A 16,145-nucleotide genomic window follows, 5' to 3' on the forward strand; every position below is an offset into this window, starting at 1 on the left:
GCCCCGGAACGGTGCCGCCGAGTCTCCCCCTCAGAGGTGACCGCGGGTCAGCCGGTGCCGCAGCTCCCCCGCGATCGCGGCCCGGGCGGCGTTGTGGCCCGGTGCCCCGTGCACGCCGCCGCCCGGGTGGGCCGAGGCCGAGCCGAGGTAGAGGCCGCGGACGCCGGTCCCGGGCCGGCCGAGCAGTGCCGGCACCGGCCGCAGCACGAGCTCCTGGTGCAGCTGCGCGGTGCCGCCGTTCAGCGACCCGCCGACCAGGTTCGCGTTGCGGTGCTCGAGCTCGTGCGGCCCCAGCACTCGGCGGGCGACGACGAGGTCGCCGAAGCCGGGCGCGAGCCGCTCGATGCGGGCCTGGATGCGGTCACCCATCCGCTCGCAGTCGTCGCGGTCCCAGGCGCCGGTGATCTGGTCGTGCTCGTCGATGACGGGGCCGTCGTCCTGCGGGACGTGGGTGTAGGCCCAGAACGACTCGGTGCCGGCCGGGGACCGGCTCGGGTCGCTCGTGGTCATCTGCCCGGTGAGGAGGAAGGGGTCGGCCGGGATCGTATAAGCGGCGACCTTCGCGAGGGACAGCGCCATGGCGTCGACCGAGTCGGCGACGTGCACCGTGCCGGGCGCGTAGGGCGGAGGCGCAGCCCACGGGACGGGTCCGGACAACGCCCAGTCGACCTTCACCGTGCCCGGGTCGAGCTCGAACGACCGCATGCCGCGGCGCACCCCGGCGGGCACGTGCTCCTCGGCGAGGAGGCCGCCGCGGCCCGGGCCGCCGAACAGGTGCAGGGCCGACACGTCGGCCACGACCGCGCGGCGCGCGGCGTACCGCTCGCCCCCGGCGACCCGCACCCCTGTCACGCGCCCGTCGCGGACCTCGATCGAGGTCACCTCGGCGGAGGTCACCACGACGCCACCGGCGCCCTCGAGACGCCGACGGAGCACGGCCGTCAGCTCGCCGGCACCGCCCCGCGGCACCGGGAAGCCGACGGTCTGGCCCAGCATGGTCAGCAGCAGGCCGAAGACGCCCGAACCCGGCGCTCCGACGGGGATGTCGGCGTGCCCGGCATTGCCGCTGAGCAGCAGCCGCGCGGCGTCGCCGCCGAAGTCGCCGTGCCCGATCGCGCTCGCCGGCGTGAGCAGCGTCCGGACGACGTCGAGCCCGCCGGCCCGGGTGATGGCCGCCAGGACGCGGGCCCCGGCCCGCACCGGTGGGAACGGACCGGTCACGCCGTCGAGCAGCGGCTCGCCGATGCGGTCCCAGAGGGAGCAGAGGTCGAGCCAGGCCTGGCCGTCGCCGGCGTGCTGCTCGTCCATGAGGGTGGCGGTCACGGTGCGGTCACGGTGCAGGAGGGCCCACCGGCCGTCAGGGGTCGGATGCCCGAGCACGGCCGGCGCGTGCTCCCACACCAGGCCGTGCCGCTCGAGCTCGAGCGTGCGCAGGCCCACCGAGAGCGGGGCGAGCGGGTAGAACGCACTGAAGGTGTCGTGCACGAAGTCGGGGTGCAGCTCGCGGTCGCTGCGCACGCCGCCGCCGACCTCGGCCTGCGCCTCCAGCACCACCACCGACCAGCCCGCGTCGGCGAGGTGGTTGGCGGCGACGAGCCCGTTGGGCCCGCCGCCGACCACCACCGCGTCGTACGCCGTCACTGGTCCATCATCGACCCATCACCGGTTCTCGGCGATGTAGGCCAGCCGCTTGAGCGTCTCGGTGTTGCGGATCGCGATCTGGACGTCGCGCAGCGGCTTGGGCATCAGCAGCCCGGGGCCCTTGACGACGTCCTCGGTGATCGAGACCTCGGTGTCGGTGTCGTGGGGCACCAGCCGCAGTTCCACCTCGGCCTCGCCGGCGGGCCAGCCGCGGGCGCGCAGGCGCAGGTGCTGCGTGCGCACCGAGTCGAGCACCTCGGTGGTGTCGTCGATGAGTGCCGGCCACACGCCGACCGAGTGGTGCAGCTTCGCGCCGGCGTCCGGCCAGTGGTCGTCGACCTCGCGCATGCGGGACGCACCGACCACCCACACCGGGTAGAGCCAGCCGTCGGCCAGCACGTCCCACACCTCGGAGGGCGTGGCCTCGACGATGCGCGTCCTCGTGCTCACGAGACGGCCGGGGACGGGCGGAAGCGGTCCCAGACACGGTGCTCACCGAGCTGCTCCTGCACTTCGGCGAACACCTCGGCCGGCTCGTCGCCGAGGACGATGCCCGCGGCCCCGGCATCGACCCCAGCGGCGGTGACGGCGTCGCCGCCCGTGCCCCAGGCACCGATCACCTTGGCGTGGCGGAAGCACTCCTGCACCAGCAGGGCGACCCGTGGGTCGAGGCCCGGCGCACCGGCCGCCCCGGCCTTCGCCTCGCGAGCGGGCGCCGCGTCACGGCCGGGCGCCGGGCAGCCGGCCAGCAGCAGCGCGTCGACCTCGACCGAGCGGCCCGCAGCGAAGGTCCGCTGGACGGGCTGTCCGTCGATCTCGCCACCGCGGGCCGCGAACACCAGGGGCACCATGCCGGCGGCGTCGACGGCGCGACGCAATGAGCGCAGGCCCTCGAGGCTCTCCGGCGAGTCGGCGTCGACGACGATGCCGATCATGCGACCCGAGGCCGGCCACGTGCCACCGACCTGCGACAGCGCGGGGCTCGGGTCGGCGTCGAGCAGCTCGACGGTGGGCTCGGGCGCTGCGAGGCCGAGACCGTCGGCCACCTCGCGGCACAGGACGGGGTCGATGTTGGCCAGCGCGCGCAGCTGACGCTCCTTGATCGCCTGCTCGTAGACCTTGCTGAGCTCGAAGGTGTACGCCGCGACGATGTGCTCGCGCTCGACCGGGGTCATGCTCAGCCAGAACAGGCGCGACTGGCTGAAGTGGTCGTCGTACGACGCGGGGTTGGCCCGCTCCTTGACCGCCTCGGTGACGCGCACCGGCAGGTCGGCCATGGCGCTGACGTCGGCGCCGGCGAAGAACGGGCAGCCGCCGTCGAGCGAGTTGGGCTTGTAGGGGGCGACGCCGCCGTGCACGGCCTGCTGCCCGTAACCGTCGCGCAGCATGTCGTTCACCGGTGCGTGCGGGCGGTTGATCGGCAGCTGTTGCCAGTTCGGCCCACCGAGACGCGTCAGCTGGGTGTCGGTGTAGGAGAAGTTGCGCGCCTGGAGCAGCGGGTCGTCGGTGAAGTCGATGCCCGGCACGACGTGGCTGGTGCAGAACGCGACCTGCTCGGTCTCGGCGAAGTAGTTCGTGACGTTGCGGTCGAGCGTCAACCGACCGATGGGCTGGACCGGCGCCATCTCCTCGGGCACGAGCTTGGTCGAGTCGAGCAGGTCGATGCCCTCGAAGGTCTGCTCGTCGTTGTCGTCGAAGACCTGGATGCCCAGCTCCCACTCGGGGTACGCACCGGACTCGATGGCGTCGGCGAGGTCACGGCGGTGGTAGTCGGGGTCCATCCCGCCGAGCATCTGCGCCTCCTCCCACACCAGGGAGTGCACCCCCAGCACGGGCTTCCAGTGGAACTTGACCAGCGAGGTCTTGCCCTCGGCGTTGACGAGCCGCCAGGTGTGGACCCCGAAGCCCTCCATCATCCGGTACGACCGGGCGATGCCGCGGTCGGACATGTTCCACAGCGTGTGGTGCTGAGCCTCGGTGTGCAGGGACACGAAGTCCCAGAACGTGTCGTGCGCGCTCTGCGCCTGGGGGATCTCGCGGTCGGGGTGCGGCTTGCCGGCGTGGATGACGTCGGGGAACTTGATCCCGTCCTGGATGAAGAAGACGGGGATGTTGTTGCCCACCAGGTCCCAGTTGCCCTCGTCGGTGTAGAACTTCACCGCGAAGCCGCGGGTGTCGCGCACCGTGTCGGCCGAGCCGCGCGAGCCGAGCACGGTCGAGAACCGCACGAAGACCGGGGTCTGCTTGCCCTCGGCGAACACCCCGGCGAGGCAGACCGGCGTCGCCGTGCCGTAGCCCACGAAGGTGCCGTGCGCCGCCGCACCGCGGGCGTGGACGACGCGCTCCGGGATCCGCTCGTGGTCGAAGTGGCTGATCTTCTCGCGCAGGTGGTGGTCCTGCAGCAGCGTGGGGCCGCGGCGTCCGGCCTTGAGCGAGTGGTCCGAGTCGCGCACGCGGACCCCGGTCGCCGTGGTCAGGTACGGACCCTGCTGGGCGAACCGGGTGGGCTCAGCCTCGAGCGCGGCACCGGTGGGCGTGAGCGGTGTGGGCGTGCCCTGGTCGGGCTTGGGGTCCAACGGGCCCCGGGGCTCCGTCGGCTCCTCGAGGGACGGCTGCTCGGGCGCCGGGAGCCCGGGCGCGAGAGGGTCGACGAGCTCTTGGGCCTTGTCGACGGTCTTGTCGACCACGTCCTCGACGGTCTCCTTCACGGTGCGGGCCACGTCGGACGGCTTCGGGGGTGTCATGCGGCCCGGTAACCGTCCGTGCTCGGCCCAACCTCACCAGTTGAGGTGAGCGGCGAGCTACGCCGACCGAATTTCGGACGACATGCTGTCCGTCCGACCGTCGACGACCGTGCGGATGTCGCGGAGCACCCGCTCCAGCTGACGCGAGACCTGGGTCTGTGTGAGCCCGAGCTCGGCACCGATCTCGCGTTGTGTGCGCTCCTCGAAGAACCGCAGGAAGACCAGGCGCTGGTCGCGCGGGCCGAGCCGGCGCACGGCCGGCCCCAGCACGACCCGGGCCTCGGCGGCCCCGTGCGACTCGCGGTCGTCGGCGAGGACGTCGCCGACCGTGGCCGAGCCGTCGTCGTCCGACAGCGGGTGGTCGAGGCTCGAGGGACGGAAGCAGCCGAAGGCACGCACCACCTCGGCGTGCTCCTCCGGCCCGATGCCCAGCTCGGCACAGACCTCGGCGTCGGTGGGCTCGCGACCCAGGGTCGCCGACTGGGCCGCGATGGTCGCGCTGACGCGCTGCTGCAGCTCCTGGATGCGGCGCGGCGGCCTCACCATCCACGACCGGTCGCGGAAGTAGCGCTGCACCTCGCCCCGGATCGTCGGGACGGCGAAGGTGAGCAGGTCGTCGGCGTGGTCCCCGTCGAAGCGGTGCACGGCCTTGACCAGGCCCTCGTAGGCCGCCTGCTGCAGGTCTTCGTAGGCCACGCCGCGGTCGCGGTAGCGCGACGCGACGGCGTCGGCGACCCGGCAGTTGAGGACGACGACCTCGTCGAGCAGGGCCACGCGCTCGCCACCGTCGGCCGCGGCGGCGAGCTGCAGCAGGCGTGCGGTGCGCTGCGAGCGTTCCGACCGGCTCAGCCGCGTGGCGGCGCCGCGGGCACCGAGAGGGGTCAGCACCACCTCGGTGCGGTCGTCGTGGTCGGTCAGGTCGCGGGCGGGCTGGTCGACGGCCCGAGGGCGCGCAGACGTCGGCGGTGCGGTCATCGGGGGCTCCGAACAAGACGAGAACGGTTCCGCCGGCTGTTTCGACGGGTACGGCTGTGGGGGTGCCGTCTGTCCTTCGACCGTAGTGACGGCACTCCCCGGGGCTGCCCATCCGCGCGGGTGACCAGGCGTTCTCGAACGGGTGAAACCGGCTCGACCTCCGCCTCAGTCCTCCCCGCGCCGGATCGCCTTCGCCTCGCGGTCGCGCTGCCGGGCCTTCTCGGCCCGCTTCTCCAGCTGCCGGGTGTCGCGGTGAGGCAGCAGGATCTCGTCCTCCGCGGGCTCGCCGCGCTGCAGCTCGCGGCCTCGTTCGAGCTCGGCGTCGAGCTCGCCGCCGAACAGCAGGGCCAGGTTGGTGATCCAGAGCCACAGCAGGAACACCACGACACCGGCGAGGGCGCCGTAGGTCTTGTCGTAGGAGGAGAAGTTGGCCACGTAGAAGCCGAACGCGACGCTGGCGAGCACCCATACCGCGATCGCCAGCACAGCGCCCACGCTGAGCCACCGGAACGCCGGCGGCTTCACGTTGGGCGTGAAGTAGTAGAGCAGCGCGACGATCAGCACCACCACACCGAGCAGGACCGGCCACTTGACGATGCCCCAGACCATCACGGCCGTGCCGCCCAGCCCGATCGCGTCACCGACGGCCTGGGCTGCCGGCCCGGTCAGCACGAGGGCCGCCAGCACCGCCGCCACCAGGACGACGAGCACGGTGGTGAGCAGCAGCATCACCGGGCGGAGCTTCCAGATCGGTCGCCCCTCGTCCTTCTCGTAGATGCGGTTCATCGCGCGCCCGAAGGCACCGACGTAGCCGCTCGCCGACCACAGGGCACCGAGCAGACCGATGACGAGCGCCGGACCGGCCGCCTGCGAGGAGCTCAGGTCGCGCAGCGTGGGCCCGATCGACTCGACGACGCCGCCGGCACCGAGCCGGGCGAGGATGTCGAGCACCTCGTCGACGGCCGACGTGCCCTGGCCCACCAGGCCGAGCAGCGACGTCAGGGCGATCGCGGCCGGGAAGAGGGCGAGCACGGCGTAGTAGGTCAACGCCGCGGCCAGGTCGGTGCACTGGTCCTTGGAGAACTCCGCGACCGTCTTGCGCAGCACGAACGAGCGCGAGCGGGCGCTCAGGTCGGTCGGCGAGTCGGGATCGGGGTCGGGCTCGACGTCGCCGTCGGGCGCCGCGGTCGGGCGGGTGGTCACCCGAGTCGCTCGGTGTGGTTCTCGGCCGGGAACTTGCCCGGGTCGCCGGTGACCGCGGCCCGCACGGAGCCGATCAGGCGACGCGTGCGCGAGCTCGACGCCTCCCACCACTCCGCGGTCTCGGCCCGGACGCGGATGAGGACGGCCCCGAGGGTGTCGACGCCGTCGGGGAACCACACCTTGAGCGGCGGGGCCCACAGCTCCTCCATCCGGGCTCGGTCGTGGACGAGGTCCGCCGTGCCGGAGACCGAGGTCCAGGCCTGGTGCTTGTCGTCGGCGAACGCCACGTTGACCTGCGGGTTGCGACGGATCTCCTCGGCCTTCGCCGAGTCGTCGAGCGCGAAGAACCACAGGTCGCCGTCGAACTCGACGTCCTGCAGCGCCATCGGACGGCTGACGTGCGTGCCGTCGGCGGTCATGGTGGTGAGCATGCAGATCCGCGCCTGGTCGACGAGCTCGGCCACCTTGCGGGTGCCGTCGTCCTGCTGCTGGTCGGTCATGTCGGTGCTCCTCTTCGTCGGTGGCGAGCGGTCGCTCGATCGACCGGTAACCGGCGCGCGACGGCCGACCCCCACCCCGAGGAGTGGGATCAGGCGTCGGTCACGAGCCCGCGGTCGACGACGATGTCGCGCAGCAGGGTCTTGTAGCCGGCTTCCTCGAAGAGCACGGTGACCCGGTCCTCCTCGGTCTCGACGACCGTGCCGCGACCGAACTCGGGGTGCTCGATCGTCGCCGCGCCGAGCTCGTCGTCGACCACCTCGTCACCGGCGACCCCGGCCACGCAGTTGTCGCAGCAGCCACAAGGATCGACCGGTTGGCCGAGGTAGCCGAGCAGCACCGACGTGCGGCAGCGCGAGCTGCCGGCGTACTCGCGCACCAGGTCGACGCGCGACCGCTCGAGGCGCCGTCTGGCCTCGGCCCGGGCGCGCACCGCGGCGACCGTGGGCTCGTCGGCCAGGTCGACGAGGTTGAGCACCTGGGTGACCGCGCGCCGGCTCATCCCGGTCTCGTCGGGCAGGTCGTCGGACGCGACGTCGCGACGAACCGCCGCGAGTACCTTCTCGACCGTGGCCCGTCGCGGGACGCCCGCGGCGAAGAAGCGACCCAGCGAGAGGTCCTCGGGCCGGTGCACGAGCACGACGTCGGCCGGTTCGCCGTCGCGCCCGGCCCGCCCGCTCTCCTGCACGTAGTCGTCGAGCGACGGCGGCGCCTCGACGTGGACGACGAACCGCACGTCGGCCTTGTCGATGCCCATGCCGAACGCCGACGTCGCGACCAGCACGTCGATCTCGCCGTCCATGTAGGCCCGCTGGACGTCGTCTCGCTCGCGACGGCTCAGGCCGGCGTGGAAGTGCCGGGCATCGCGACCGGCGTCGCGCAGCGCCCCCGCGACCTCCTCGGCAGACCGCCGGGTGCGCGCGTAGACGATGCCGGCCGAGCCCGCCGGGTGGTCGTTCACGCGGTCGACGACCTCCTGCACCTGGCGGTCGCGGTCGGGCACCTGGACGACGGCGTAGCGCAGGTTCGGGCGGCGCAGGTCGGTCGTGACCACCACCGGGTCGTCGAGGCCCAGCCGGTCGACGATGGAGTCGCGCACGGGCGGCGCGGCGGTGGCGGTCATCGCGATCACCGGGGCGTCGCCGAGCCGCCGCACGAGATGGCCGAGCCGCAGGTAGTCGGGGCGGAAGTCGTGGCCCCACTCCGAGACGCAGTGCGCCTCGTCGACGACGACGAGGCTCGGCGGGTGCTCGGCGAGGCGGTCGCCGGCGTCGCCGGCCAGCTGCTCGGGGGCGAGCAGCAGCACGTCCAGGTCGCCGGCGGTGACGGCGTCGAGCACCTCGCGGCGCCGTCGCACGCCCTCGGCCGAGCTGAGCCGGGCGGCGCGCACCCCGGCGTCCTCGAGGTGGGCCATCTGGTCGAACTGCAGCGCCAGGAGCGGCGAGACGACGAGCGTCCAGCCGTCGCGCTCGAGCCCGGCGAGCTGGTAGACCAGCGACTTGCCACCCCCGGTGGGCGCCACGAGCACGACGTCCCGGCCGGCGACGGCGGCGCGGGCCGCGTCGAGCTGCCAGGGCTGGGGGTCGGTGACGCCGAAGCGACGGGCGGTCGCCCGTAGGCCGTCACTCATCGCGCGAACCCGTGCGGCGCGAGGCGATCTCGAACACCGGGCCGACCAGGCGGTCATAGGCCCAGGGCGCTCCCCGGAACACCGCCAGCACCCCGTAGTTGGTGAGGGCGGTCTGCACGTCGCGCACCGCGCCGGGCCGGCGCGAGCCGACCTGGCCGAGCACCACCCGGGCCACGCGCTCGGGGCTGATGGTCGGCGGGGGCGGGGTGTTGACGCCCCCGGCGTCGTCGAGGGCGCTGTCGTAGATCGGGGTGTCGACGCTGCCCGGCGACACGTGGCTGATCCGGACGTCGCGCAGGTCGATGTTCTCGACCTGGAGCTGGCGGGCCAGCGCCCGCACGCCCCACTTGCTCACCACGTAGGGCGTCATCTCCGGCACCGCGATGTGACCGAGCAGCGAGCCGACGATCACGAGGTCACCGCGCTTCTGGCGGCGCAGCACGGGGACGACGTGCCGGGCGACCGATGCGGTGCCGAGCAGGTTCGTGCCGACGACCTGGGCGAAGTCGTCGGCCGAGGTGTCCTCGGTGCGGCCGTAGCTGACGACGCCGGCGCAGTGCAGCACCGCGTCGATGCGGCCGTGCACCTCGAGCACCCGCTCGACCATCGCCGCGACGTCGTCGTCGACGGCGACGTCGGCGGTGACCACCTCGGCCGACGCCGCGCCCGCCGTCCGGCACTCGTCGGCCACGGCGGCGAGGGTGTCCTCGTGCCGGGCGACCAGCACGACGTGGTGTCCCTCGTGCGCCGCGCGCAGGGCGGTCGCCTCACCGATGCCGCTGCTGGCGCCGGTGACGACGACGACGAGTCCGGGGCGTCGTCGCTCCGAGAACAGGTTGATCATGGGTTCCCCTTCCGGGTGGAGACGCCGGGGGCGGGTGCGCACCTAGCGTCGAGGTCATGTCTGAGAACTCGAGGTCCGTGGTCGTCGTCGGTGCCACCAGCGGCATCGGCCTGGCCGTCGCGCGCCGGTTGAGCGAACGCGGCGACCGGCTGGTGCTGGTCGCCCGCGACGAGCAGCGGCTGCACGCCGTCGCCGCCGAGCTGCCCGGTCCGGCGGTCGTCGCCCCGGCCGACGTCACCGACGCCGAGGCGGTCGAACGAGCCGTCGCGGCCGGCGTGACGGCGTACGGTGGCGTCGACGGCGCCGTCACGACCGCGCAGTCCATGGCCTACGGAACGGTCGAGCAGGTCGAGCCCGAGATCCTCGAGCACATCGTCGACGTCGCCGTCGACGGCACCGCCAACCTGGCCCGCGCGCTCCTGCCGCGCTTCCGGGACGCCGGCGGCGGGCACCTCGTCGTGGTCAGCTCGCTGCTCGCCGAGATCGCCGTGCCGTCGATGGGCGCCTACTGCGCGGCCAAGTGGGGTCAGCTCGGGCTCGTGCGGGCCCTGCAGAACGAGGTGCGGCGCGAGAGCGGCCTGCACGTGAGCCTCGTGCTGCCCGGCGCGGTCGACACCCCCATCTACCGCCAGGCCGCCACCTACGCCGGCCGTGTGGGCTCGGCTCCGCCGCCGGTCGTCTCGCCCGAGCGGGTCGCCGACGCGTGCGTGCGCCGGCTCGACCGACCGCGCCGCGCCCAGCACGTCGGACCGGCCAACCTGCTCGCCGTCGCCGGCTTCCGCGTGCTGCCCGCCGTCTACGACCGGGCGGTCGCCCGGATGGTCGACGCCGTGGTGCTGCGCGGCCCGCGATCGGGCGACGACCCGGGCAACGTGCTCCGGCCGCGGCCCGACCGTGAGGGCCTGCGCGGCGGCTGGACGACGGGCGGTCGCCTCCGGGCGGGCGGCCGGCCGAGGTGGCGCGGCTGATCGTGGACTGGATGTCATCAGGCCGTCGACGGTGCCACCCCGACGGCGTGGGCAGGGACACCCCGAGAGCGACCACCCGGAGAGCGACACCCCAAGTGGTGAAAGGGAATTGCGCCGCCGCCGCCAGGTCCGCGACCGGGCCGCGATCAGTCCAGCTTCACCACGTTGGTCCCGAGCAGGTAGAGCGCGATCAGCACGGCGAAGACGACCACCGTGAGCAGCAGCGGACCCCACCGCCCGCGGCGCGGGCCGTTCAGCGGCTGCTCCACCGAGGGCCGCTCGGGGTGGTCGAAGTGGTCGCCGGGTTCACGGTCGTTCACGGGTGCTGCCTCTCGTCGATGACGTGGTCGTCCCTCCACCGTGCGTCGGGGCTCCGGGTGATCGGTCCACCCCGTGGGGGTCGACGTCCGTCGGACGGACGCCGCGATCCGCCCCGACCTCCTCAGGGACTGCACGACGTTCCCAGGTGTTGCAACACCCGAGAACGTCGGGAACACCCGGTGCACCGGGTACTCCGCGCCCCGGCGGCCGCCGACCGCGCCCGCCGCTCGGCGATCGACAGGTGGGTACCGGGTGGCATGCCCGACGCACTCCTGATCACCGACCTCCCGCGCGACCACGTCGCCGACGACGCCCTCACCCGTCGGCGATGACAATCACCCCCTCGGGCAGAGGCGCCCGACCGCTCGAGCCGGTGCAATGCCACACGTGGTCGACCCCGTGAGAGAGCCTGTGGCCCCGGTGACGTTGAGCGACGTCGCGCACCCCGACCCGGAGCGGGTCCTGCTGCGGGCGGCGCTCGACGACGCACCGGCGGACGACCGCGACGTTCCCGGACACCTCGACTGGGCACGGGCGTGGGGGCCGCGTCTCCCGACGCCCGGTGGTGGGCGCACCGTCGTGCTGTGGGAGCTGCTCGCCTCCCTCGGCGCCCGCGGGCTCCAACTGGCCCGCACGGTCGAGCCGCACCTCGACGCGCTCGCCATCCTCGACCAGGCCGGACTGGTCGCGGCCGACGGACGCACCTGGGGCGTGTACGCCGCCGAGGGCCGCGACGTCCGCGTCGACGCGCGCCGGACCGACGCCGGGTGGACCCTGACCGGCACGAAGCCGTGGTGCTCGCTGGCAGGCCGGCTGAGCCATGCGCTCGTCACGGCCTGGGACGGCGACCGGCGCGGTCTGTTCGTCGTCCCCCTGCACGACGAGCGCGTGACGCTGCTCGACGAGCCCTGGATCGGGCACGGGCTGCCCGACGTGCGCAGCACCGGCATCCGCCTCGACGACGTGCCGGTCGAGGCCGTGGGGCCGCCGGGCTGGTACGTCGGACGCGACGGCTTCGCGTGGGGCGGCATCGGTGTGGCCGCGGTCTGGTTCGGCGGCGCCGTCGGGCTGTGGCGCCGGCTCGCGCGGCCGTCCGGGCGCGAGCCCGACCAGGTCGCGCTCCTGCACCTCGGGGCCGTCGACGCGGCGCTGCACGCCGCCCGCTCGGCCCTCGCCGGCGCGGCGGCCGCCGTCGACGCCGGGCAGGCGACCGGGCGCGATGCCGTCGTGCTCGGCGCCCGAACCCGCGCCGTCGTCGCCTCGGCCTGCGCCGAGGTCCTCGGCCGCGTCGACCGGGCCCTGGGACCGCAGCCGCTCGTGGCCGAGGCCGACCACGCCGCCCGCGTCGCCGACCTGCGCCTCTACCTGCGCCAGCACCACGGCGAGCGCGACCTCGCCGGCCTGGGCCGGCTGCTCCTGGAGGAGCGGTGACCTGGACCCACGACTCGACGGGCACCACGGCCGCCGCGTGGGCCGCAAGACCCGAGTGGGACGACGTGACCCCGCTGCACCTGGTCGGCGCGGACGGCGGGCCCGTGCGACGCCTGGTCGTCGTGGCTGCGCACCCCGACGACGAGTCGCTCGGCGCCGCGGGGCTGACCCACGTGGCCGAGGCCGCCGGCCTGGCGGTCGACGTCGTCGTCGCGACCGCGGGTGAGGGCAGCCACCCGCGCTCGCCCACGCATCCACGCGACGTCCTGGCGGCGCGGCGCCGGGCGGAGTCGGAGGCCGCTGCCCTCGCCGTCGCCCCGCGAGCGCGGGTGCGCCACCTCGACCGCTGCGACGGGGCACTGGCCGACGACCTGCCCGGGCTCGTGCGCGAGCTCGTCGCCGTCGTCGGCGACGGCCGCGACGCACTGCTCGTCGGGCCGTGGCGCCACGACGGCCACCCCGACCACGACACCGCCGGCGAGGCCTGCGTCGTCGCCGCCGCGCGGACGGGGTGCCGGGTGCTGGGCTACCCCGTCTGGTCGTGGCACTGGCGCGCACCCGGCGACCTGCCGTGGGTCGACCTGCGCCTGCTCCCGCTCCCGGACGACGCCCGCTCGGCCAAGCGGCGCGCGATCGCCGCCCACACGAGCCAGGTGTCGCCGTTGTCGGACGCGGTCGGCGACGAGGTGCTGCTCGGACCCGACCTGCTCACCCACTTCGAGGGCGACGAGGTCTTCGTCGAGGAGGAGCCCGCCGACCGGGCGCTCGACGACCTCCATCGCGAGCACGACGAGCCCTGGGGCGCCGAACAGCGGTGGTACGAGCGGCGCAAGCGCGCACTGCTGCTGGCCGCGCTCCCCCGCGCCCGCTACCGGCGCGCGTGGGAGGTCGGGTGCTCGACCGGCGCGCTCACCGCCGACCTCGCCGCGCGCTGCGACGCCGTCGTCGGCACCGACACGAGCCCGGCCGCCCTCGACCGGGCCCGGGCCCGTACGTCGGACCTCCCGGCGGTCCAGCTGCTCCTGCGCGACGCAGCCCGGCCCTGGGACGACGAGCTGCCGCCCAGCGGCTTCGACCTGGTCGTGGTCTCGGAGGTCGGCTACTTCCTCAGCCCCCGTGGGCTCGGCGGGCTCGCGACGGCCATCGTCGACGGCGCCCCGCACGCCGACGTCGTCCTGTGCCACTGGCGTCACGAGGTCGTCGGCTGGCCGATGGACGGCGCCGACGTGCACGTCCGGCTCCGCGCACACCTCGAGCGGGCTGGCCTCGGCGAGGTCGGCGTCTACCGCGACCGCGACGTCGAGCTCGTCGTCCTCGGGCCGTCGTCGTCGCGACCGGACCCCTCGTCGTGAGCCGCCCGCCCGACCGCATCGAGACCCTGCACGTCGTCGTCCCGGTGCACGACGAGGTCGAGCTGCTCCCGGCGTGCCTCGACTCGCTGGCGGCGGCCGTCGAGCACCTGCGGACGACCATGCCCTCGGTGCGCGTCACCACGACCGTCGTCCTCGACGCGTGCACCGACGAGAGCTTCGCGGTGTGCCGTGGTCGCGACCTCGAGGTCGTCGAGGTGGCCCACCGCAACGTGGGCGCCGCGCGCGCCGCCGGGATCGAGTGGGCCCGTTCCCGAGAGCAGGGCGGCGTCGTGCCGTCAGAGCGGACCTGGGTCTTCAGCACCGACGCCGACTCGATCGTTCTGCCGGACGTACTGACCGATCAAGTTTGTCAGGCCGACTCCGGCGCGGACGTCGTCCTCGGCCGCGTCGAGCCCGACGCCACCGCACCGAAGATCGTGCTCGATCGGTGGCACGTGGCGCACGACGACGGCCGGGTCGGCGTGCACGGCGCCCACCTCGGGTTCCGTCTGTCGTCGTACGACGCCGTGGGCGGCTTCGCTGCCCTGGGCGAGCGCGAGGACCTCGACCTCGTACGGCGCCTGCTCGCCGACGGCGCACGAGCGGGTGCCGCGAGGAGCATCATCGCCACGTCGTCGCGACTACGGGGCCGCACACCGGGCGGCTTCGCCGGCTACCTCGCCGGGCTCGTCGACCTCGCCCCGTCGCCCGGGCCGCCCGTCGGAACCGCGCCTCAGGCGTAGTCGGCCACCATGCCGCGGTGCATCACCCGGTCACCCACCACGCCCGCGTGGTCGGCGCGGTGCAGCACGCACGCGTTGTCCCAGATGACCAGGTCGTCCTGGGCCCAGGCGTGGGACAAGACGTTGTCGGCCCGGGTCGAGTGGGCCAGCAGGGTCGCCACGAGCTCGTCACCGGCGGCCTGGTCCATCCCGCTGACCGCGGCACACCGAGTCGGGGTGGTCAGGTAGAGCGCCTCGCGACCGGTCACCGGGTGCGGGCGCAGCACCGGGTGCTCGGCCTGCGACTCCTCGTCGGGGCCGAGGTCGACCCCGGTGACGACGTGGGTGATCGTGCGCCCCTCGACGAGCTCGCGGACGTCGGCGGGCAGGGTCTCGGCGGCGCGGTACTGGTTGCTGAACTGGGTGGCGCCGCCCGACGCGGGCACCTGCACCGCCCGCAACGCGGTGTACGACGGGGGCCGGCTGACGTAGCTGGTGTCGACGTGGAACGAGCTCTTCGGCGGGGTGGCGGAGTCCCACCGTCCGACGTTGCTGATCACGTTGAGGTCGGGGTAGCCGGCCAGCGGCGTCTCGCCCTCGGTGAACGTGAGGTCGCCGAACCCGCGCAGGAACGCCAGGAAGGCGTCGTCGTCGAGCATCTGGCCGGGCAGCACGGCGACGCCGTGCTCGGCCAGCAGGTCGCGCAGCACGGGCACCAGCGCGGTCGGGTCGTCGGCCACCGACACGTCGGTGATGCGGACGCCGACGGGGTCGAGCACCTCTGTCTTCACGGGGTCCCCTTTCGCAGGGCGAGGTCGACGGACAGGTCGAGCAGGTCACGCAGCGAGATGCCGGCCGCCTCGGCCATGGTGACCACCACGGACGACGGGGCGAAGGAGCAGTACAGCGACGCCTCGAGGAAGTAGGGCACTCCGTCGGGGTCGACCCGGAAGTCGAACAGTCCGTGGTGGCGGCACCCGAGGGCCTCGTAGGCCGCCAGTGCGGCCGCCTGCACGGCGTCCGTGACCGGGTCGTCGGTCGGCACGATCCAGGCGTGCGCGGCGTCCTTGGCGACGAGGCCGAGCGCGCCGCCGTCGTCGCGGCGCAGCTTGTCGTCGTGGTCGCGCACCGGCTTGGTGTCGGCGTCGACGGCGTACTCCTCGAGCGGGAGGGCGACCAGGCCGTCGTCGACCTCGACGACGCCGCACCGGACCTCGCGGCCCAGCTCGACGTAGCGCTCGACCACCGCCCGCTCGGCGTGCTCGCAGGCCGCGGCGACCGCGGCGTCGTAGGCGCAGGCATCGCGCACGAGGGTGACTCCGAGCGAGTTGTCGGCGTCGGCGGGCTTCACCACGACGGGAAGCTCCAGCCGCAGCGGGTCACCGGCCCGCACCACCTGCGACTCCGGCACCCGGACGCCGGCCGCGGCGACGAGCGCGGAGGCGTGCGGCTTGTCGGCGCCGATCGCCATGGCGGCCGGGCGGTTGCCGACGTACGGGACGCCGAGCAGCTCGAGCAGGCCGCGGTAGGTCGTCATGCCCGGACGGCAGAACATCTGCGGGAGAGCGACGTCGGGGTCGATCTCGTTGATGCGGGCCACCGCCTCGGCGAGGGTGAGCGGCGGCGTGCGACGCAGCGTCTCGTCGTCGAGGTCGCGCGGGAAGCGCCACGCGCCCCCGGGCGAGACGTGGGCGAGCACGTGCCGGTCGCCGTCGTGGCCGATCGCGTCGAGGCAACCGCGCGCGTAGAGCCGCGAGACGTCGTCGAGGAGCGGGTCGACCGCCGAGCCCGTGAGGTGCAGGAAGGTCCGGGCCAC

General features: G+C 74.1%; 16 protein-coding genes. 5 read left to right on the forward strand and 11 right to left on the reverse strand.

The window, feature by feature from the left end; all coding sequences use genetic code 11:
• Positions 1-30: 30 nt before the first annotated feature.
• From ABFT23_RS18075 to ABFT23_RS18110, 8 genes are all read right to left on the reverse strand, one after another.
• Positions 31-1,641: a phytoene desaturase family protein gene (locus ABFT23_RS18075; RefSeq protein ID WP_347897686.1), complete on the reverse strand. Its 1,611-nt coding sequence runs from the start codon at positions 1,639-1,641 to the stop codon at positions 31-33.
• An 18-nt stretch (positions 1,642-1,659) separates the two neighbouring features.
• Entirely contained in the window at positions 1,660-2,091 is a 432-nt protein-coding gene (locus tag ABFT23_RS18080) for an SRPBCC family protein (protein WP_347897687.1), read from the reverse strand.
• On the reverse strand, positions 2,088-4,385 hold the full coding sequence (locus tag ABFT23_RS18085) for a catalase (RefSeq protein ID WP_347897688.1): 2,298 nt from the start codon (positions 4,383-4,385) through the stop codon (positions 2,088-2,090). The genes ABFT23_RS18080 and ABFT23_RS18085 overlap by 4 nt, the downstream gene beginning before the upstream one ends.
• A gap of 57 nt (positions 4,386-4,442) precedes the next feature.
• Positions 4,443-5,360: a sigma-70 family RNA polymerase sigma factor gene (locus ABFT23_RS18090; RefSeq protein WP_347897690.1), complete on the reverse strand. Its 918-nt coding sequence runs from the start codon at positions 5,358-5,360 to the stop codon at positions 4,443-4,445.
• Positions 5,361-5,525: 165 nt separating this feature from the next.
• Positions 5,526-6,563 carry a YihY/virulence factor BrkB family protein gene (locus ABFT23_RS18095; protein WP_347897692.1) on the reverse strand — a complete coding sequence of 346 codons (1,038 nt, stop codon included), beginning with the start codon at positions 6,561-6,563 and terminating at the stop codon, positions 5,526-5,528.
• On the reverse strand, positions 6,560-7,063 hold the full coding sequence (locus tag ABFT23_RS18100) for a pyridoxamine 5'-phosphate oxidase family protein (protein ID WP_347897694.1): 504 nt from the start codon (positions 7,061-7,063) through the stop codon (positions 6,560-6,562). The genes ABFT23_RS18095 and ABFT23_RS18100 overlap by 4 nt, the downstream gene beginning before the upstream one ends.
• Before the next feature lie 89 nt (positions 7,064-7,152).
• Complete coding sequence (locus ABFT23_RS18105) at positions 7,153-8,691, reverse strand: RecQ family ATP-dependent DNA helicase (protein WP_347897696.1); 1,539 nt, start codon at positions 8,689-8,691, stop codon at positions 7,153-7,155.
• Entirely contained in the window at positions 8,684-9,535 is an 852-nt protein-coding gene (locus ABFT23_RS18110) for an SDR family NAD(P)-dependent oxidoreductase (protein ID WP_347897698.1), read from the reverse strand. Before ABFT23_RS18110 ends, ABFT23_RS18105 begins: the two co-directional genes overlap by 8 nt.
• Before the next feature lie 56 nt (positions 9,536-9,591).
• Between ABFT23_RS18110 and ABFT23_RS18115 the strand changes: the two genes are divergently transcribed.
• A complete protein-coding gene (locus ABFT23_RS18115) occupies positions 9,592-10,503 on the forward strand; it encodes an SDR family NAD(P)-dependent oxidoreductase (protein WP_347897700.1) in 912 nt (303 codons plus the stop codon).
• Between the two features lie 146 nt (positions 10,504-10,649).
• On the opposite strand, the gene ABFT23_RS18120 is transcribed toward ABFT23_RS18115, so the two are convergent.
• Entirely contained in the window at positions 10,650-10,823 is a 174-nt protein-coding gene (locus ABFT23_RS18120; RefSeq protein ID WP_347897702.1) for a hypothetical protein, read from the reverse strand.
• Positions 10,824-11,003: 180 nt separating this feature from the next.
• On the opposite strand from ABFT23_RS18120, the gene ABFT23_RS18125 reads away from it, so the two are divergent.
• From ABFT23_RS18125 to ABFT23_RS18140, 4 genes are all read left to right on the forward strand, one after another.
• Positions 11,004-11,156, forward strand: coding sequence for a hypothetical protein (locus tag ABFT23_RS18125; RefSeq protein ID WP_347897703.1), 153 nt, complete (start codon positions 11,004-11,006; stop codon positions 11,154-11,156).
• A gap of 88 nt (positions 11,157-11,244) precedes the next feature.
• Entirely contained in the window at positions 11,245-12,255 is a 1,011-nt protein-coding gene (locus ABFT23_RS18130; protein WP_347897705.1) for an acyl-CoA dehydrogenase family protein, read from the forward strand.
• Positions 12,252-13,607: a PIG-L family deacetylase gene (locus ABFT23_RS18135; RefSeq protein ID WP_347897707.1), complete on the forward strand. Its 1,356-nt coding sequence runs from the start codon at positions 12,252-12,254 to the stop codon at positions 13,605-13,607. The genes ABFT23_RS18130 and ABFT23_RS18135 overlap by 4 nt, the downstream gene beginning before the upstream one ends.
• On the forward strand, positions 13,604-14,350 hold the full coding sequence (locus tag ABFT23_RS18140; RefSeq protein ID WP_347897709.1) for a glycosyltransferase: 747 nt from the start codon (positions 13,604-13,606) through the stop codon (positions 14,348-14,350). The genes ABFT23_RS18135 and ABFT23_RS18140 overlap by 4 nt, the downstream gene beginning before the upstream one ends.
• Here ABFT23_RS18140 and ABFT23_RS18145 read toward each other — a convergent pair.
• Complete coding sequence (locus tag ABFT23_RS18145; protein WP_347897711.1) at positions 14,341-15,120, reverse strand: TauD/TfdA dioxygenase family protein; 780 nt, start codon at positions 15,118-15,120, stop codon at positions 14,341-14,343. The two genes, ABFT23_RS18140 and ABFT23_RS18145, sit on opposite strands and share 10 nt — an antisense overlap.
• Positions 15,117-16,145: a D-alanine--D-alanine ligase family protein gene (locus ABFT23_RS18150; protein ID WP_347897712.1), complete on the reverse strand. Its 1,029-nt coding sequence runs from the start codon at positions 16,143-16,145 to the stop codon at positions 15,117-15,119. Before ABFT23_RS18150 ends, ABFT23_RS18145 begins: the two co-directional genes overlap by 4 nt.

Source organism: Nocardioides secundeburneus, from assembly GCF_039939255.1.
Lineage (GTDB): Bacteria > Actinomycetota > Actinomycetes > Propionibacteriales > Nocardioidaceae > Nocardioides.

Excerpts from the sequence above, each read along its gene's own strand:
- ABFT23_RS18085 (WP_347897688.1), bottom strand. The coding sequence starts at position 4,385 with ATGACACCCCCGAAGCCGTCCGACGTGGCCCGCACCGTGAAGGAGACC.
- ABFT23_RS18090 (WP_347897690.1), bottom strand. The coding sequence starts at position 5,360 with ATGACCGCACCGCCGACGTCTGCGCGCCCTCGGGCCGTCGACCAGCCC.
- ABFT23_RS18100 (WP_347897694.1), bottom strand. The coding sequence starts at position 7,063 with ATGACCGACCAGCAGCAGGACGACGGCACCCGCAAGGTGGCCGAGCTC.
- ABFT23_RS18105 (WP_347897696.1), bottom strand. The coding sequence starts at position 8,691 with ATGAGTGACGGCCTACGGGCGACCGCCCGTCGCTTCGGCGTCACCGAC.
- ABFT23_RS18110 (WP_347897698.1), bottom strand. The coding sequence starts at position 9,535 with ATGATCAACCTGTTCTCGGAGCGACGACGCCCCGGACTCGTCGTCGTC.
- ABFT23_RS18115 (WP_347897700.1), top strand. The coding sequence starts at position 9,592 with ATGTCTGAGAACTCGAGGTCCGTGGTCGTCGTCGGTGCCACCAGCGGC.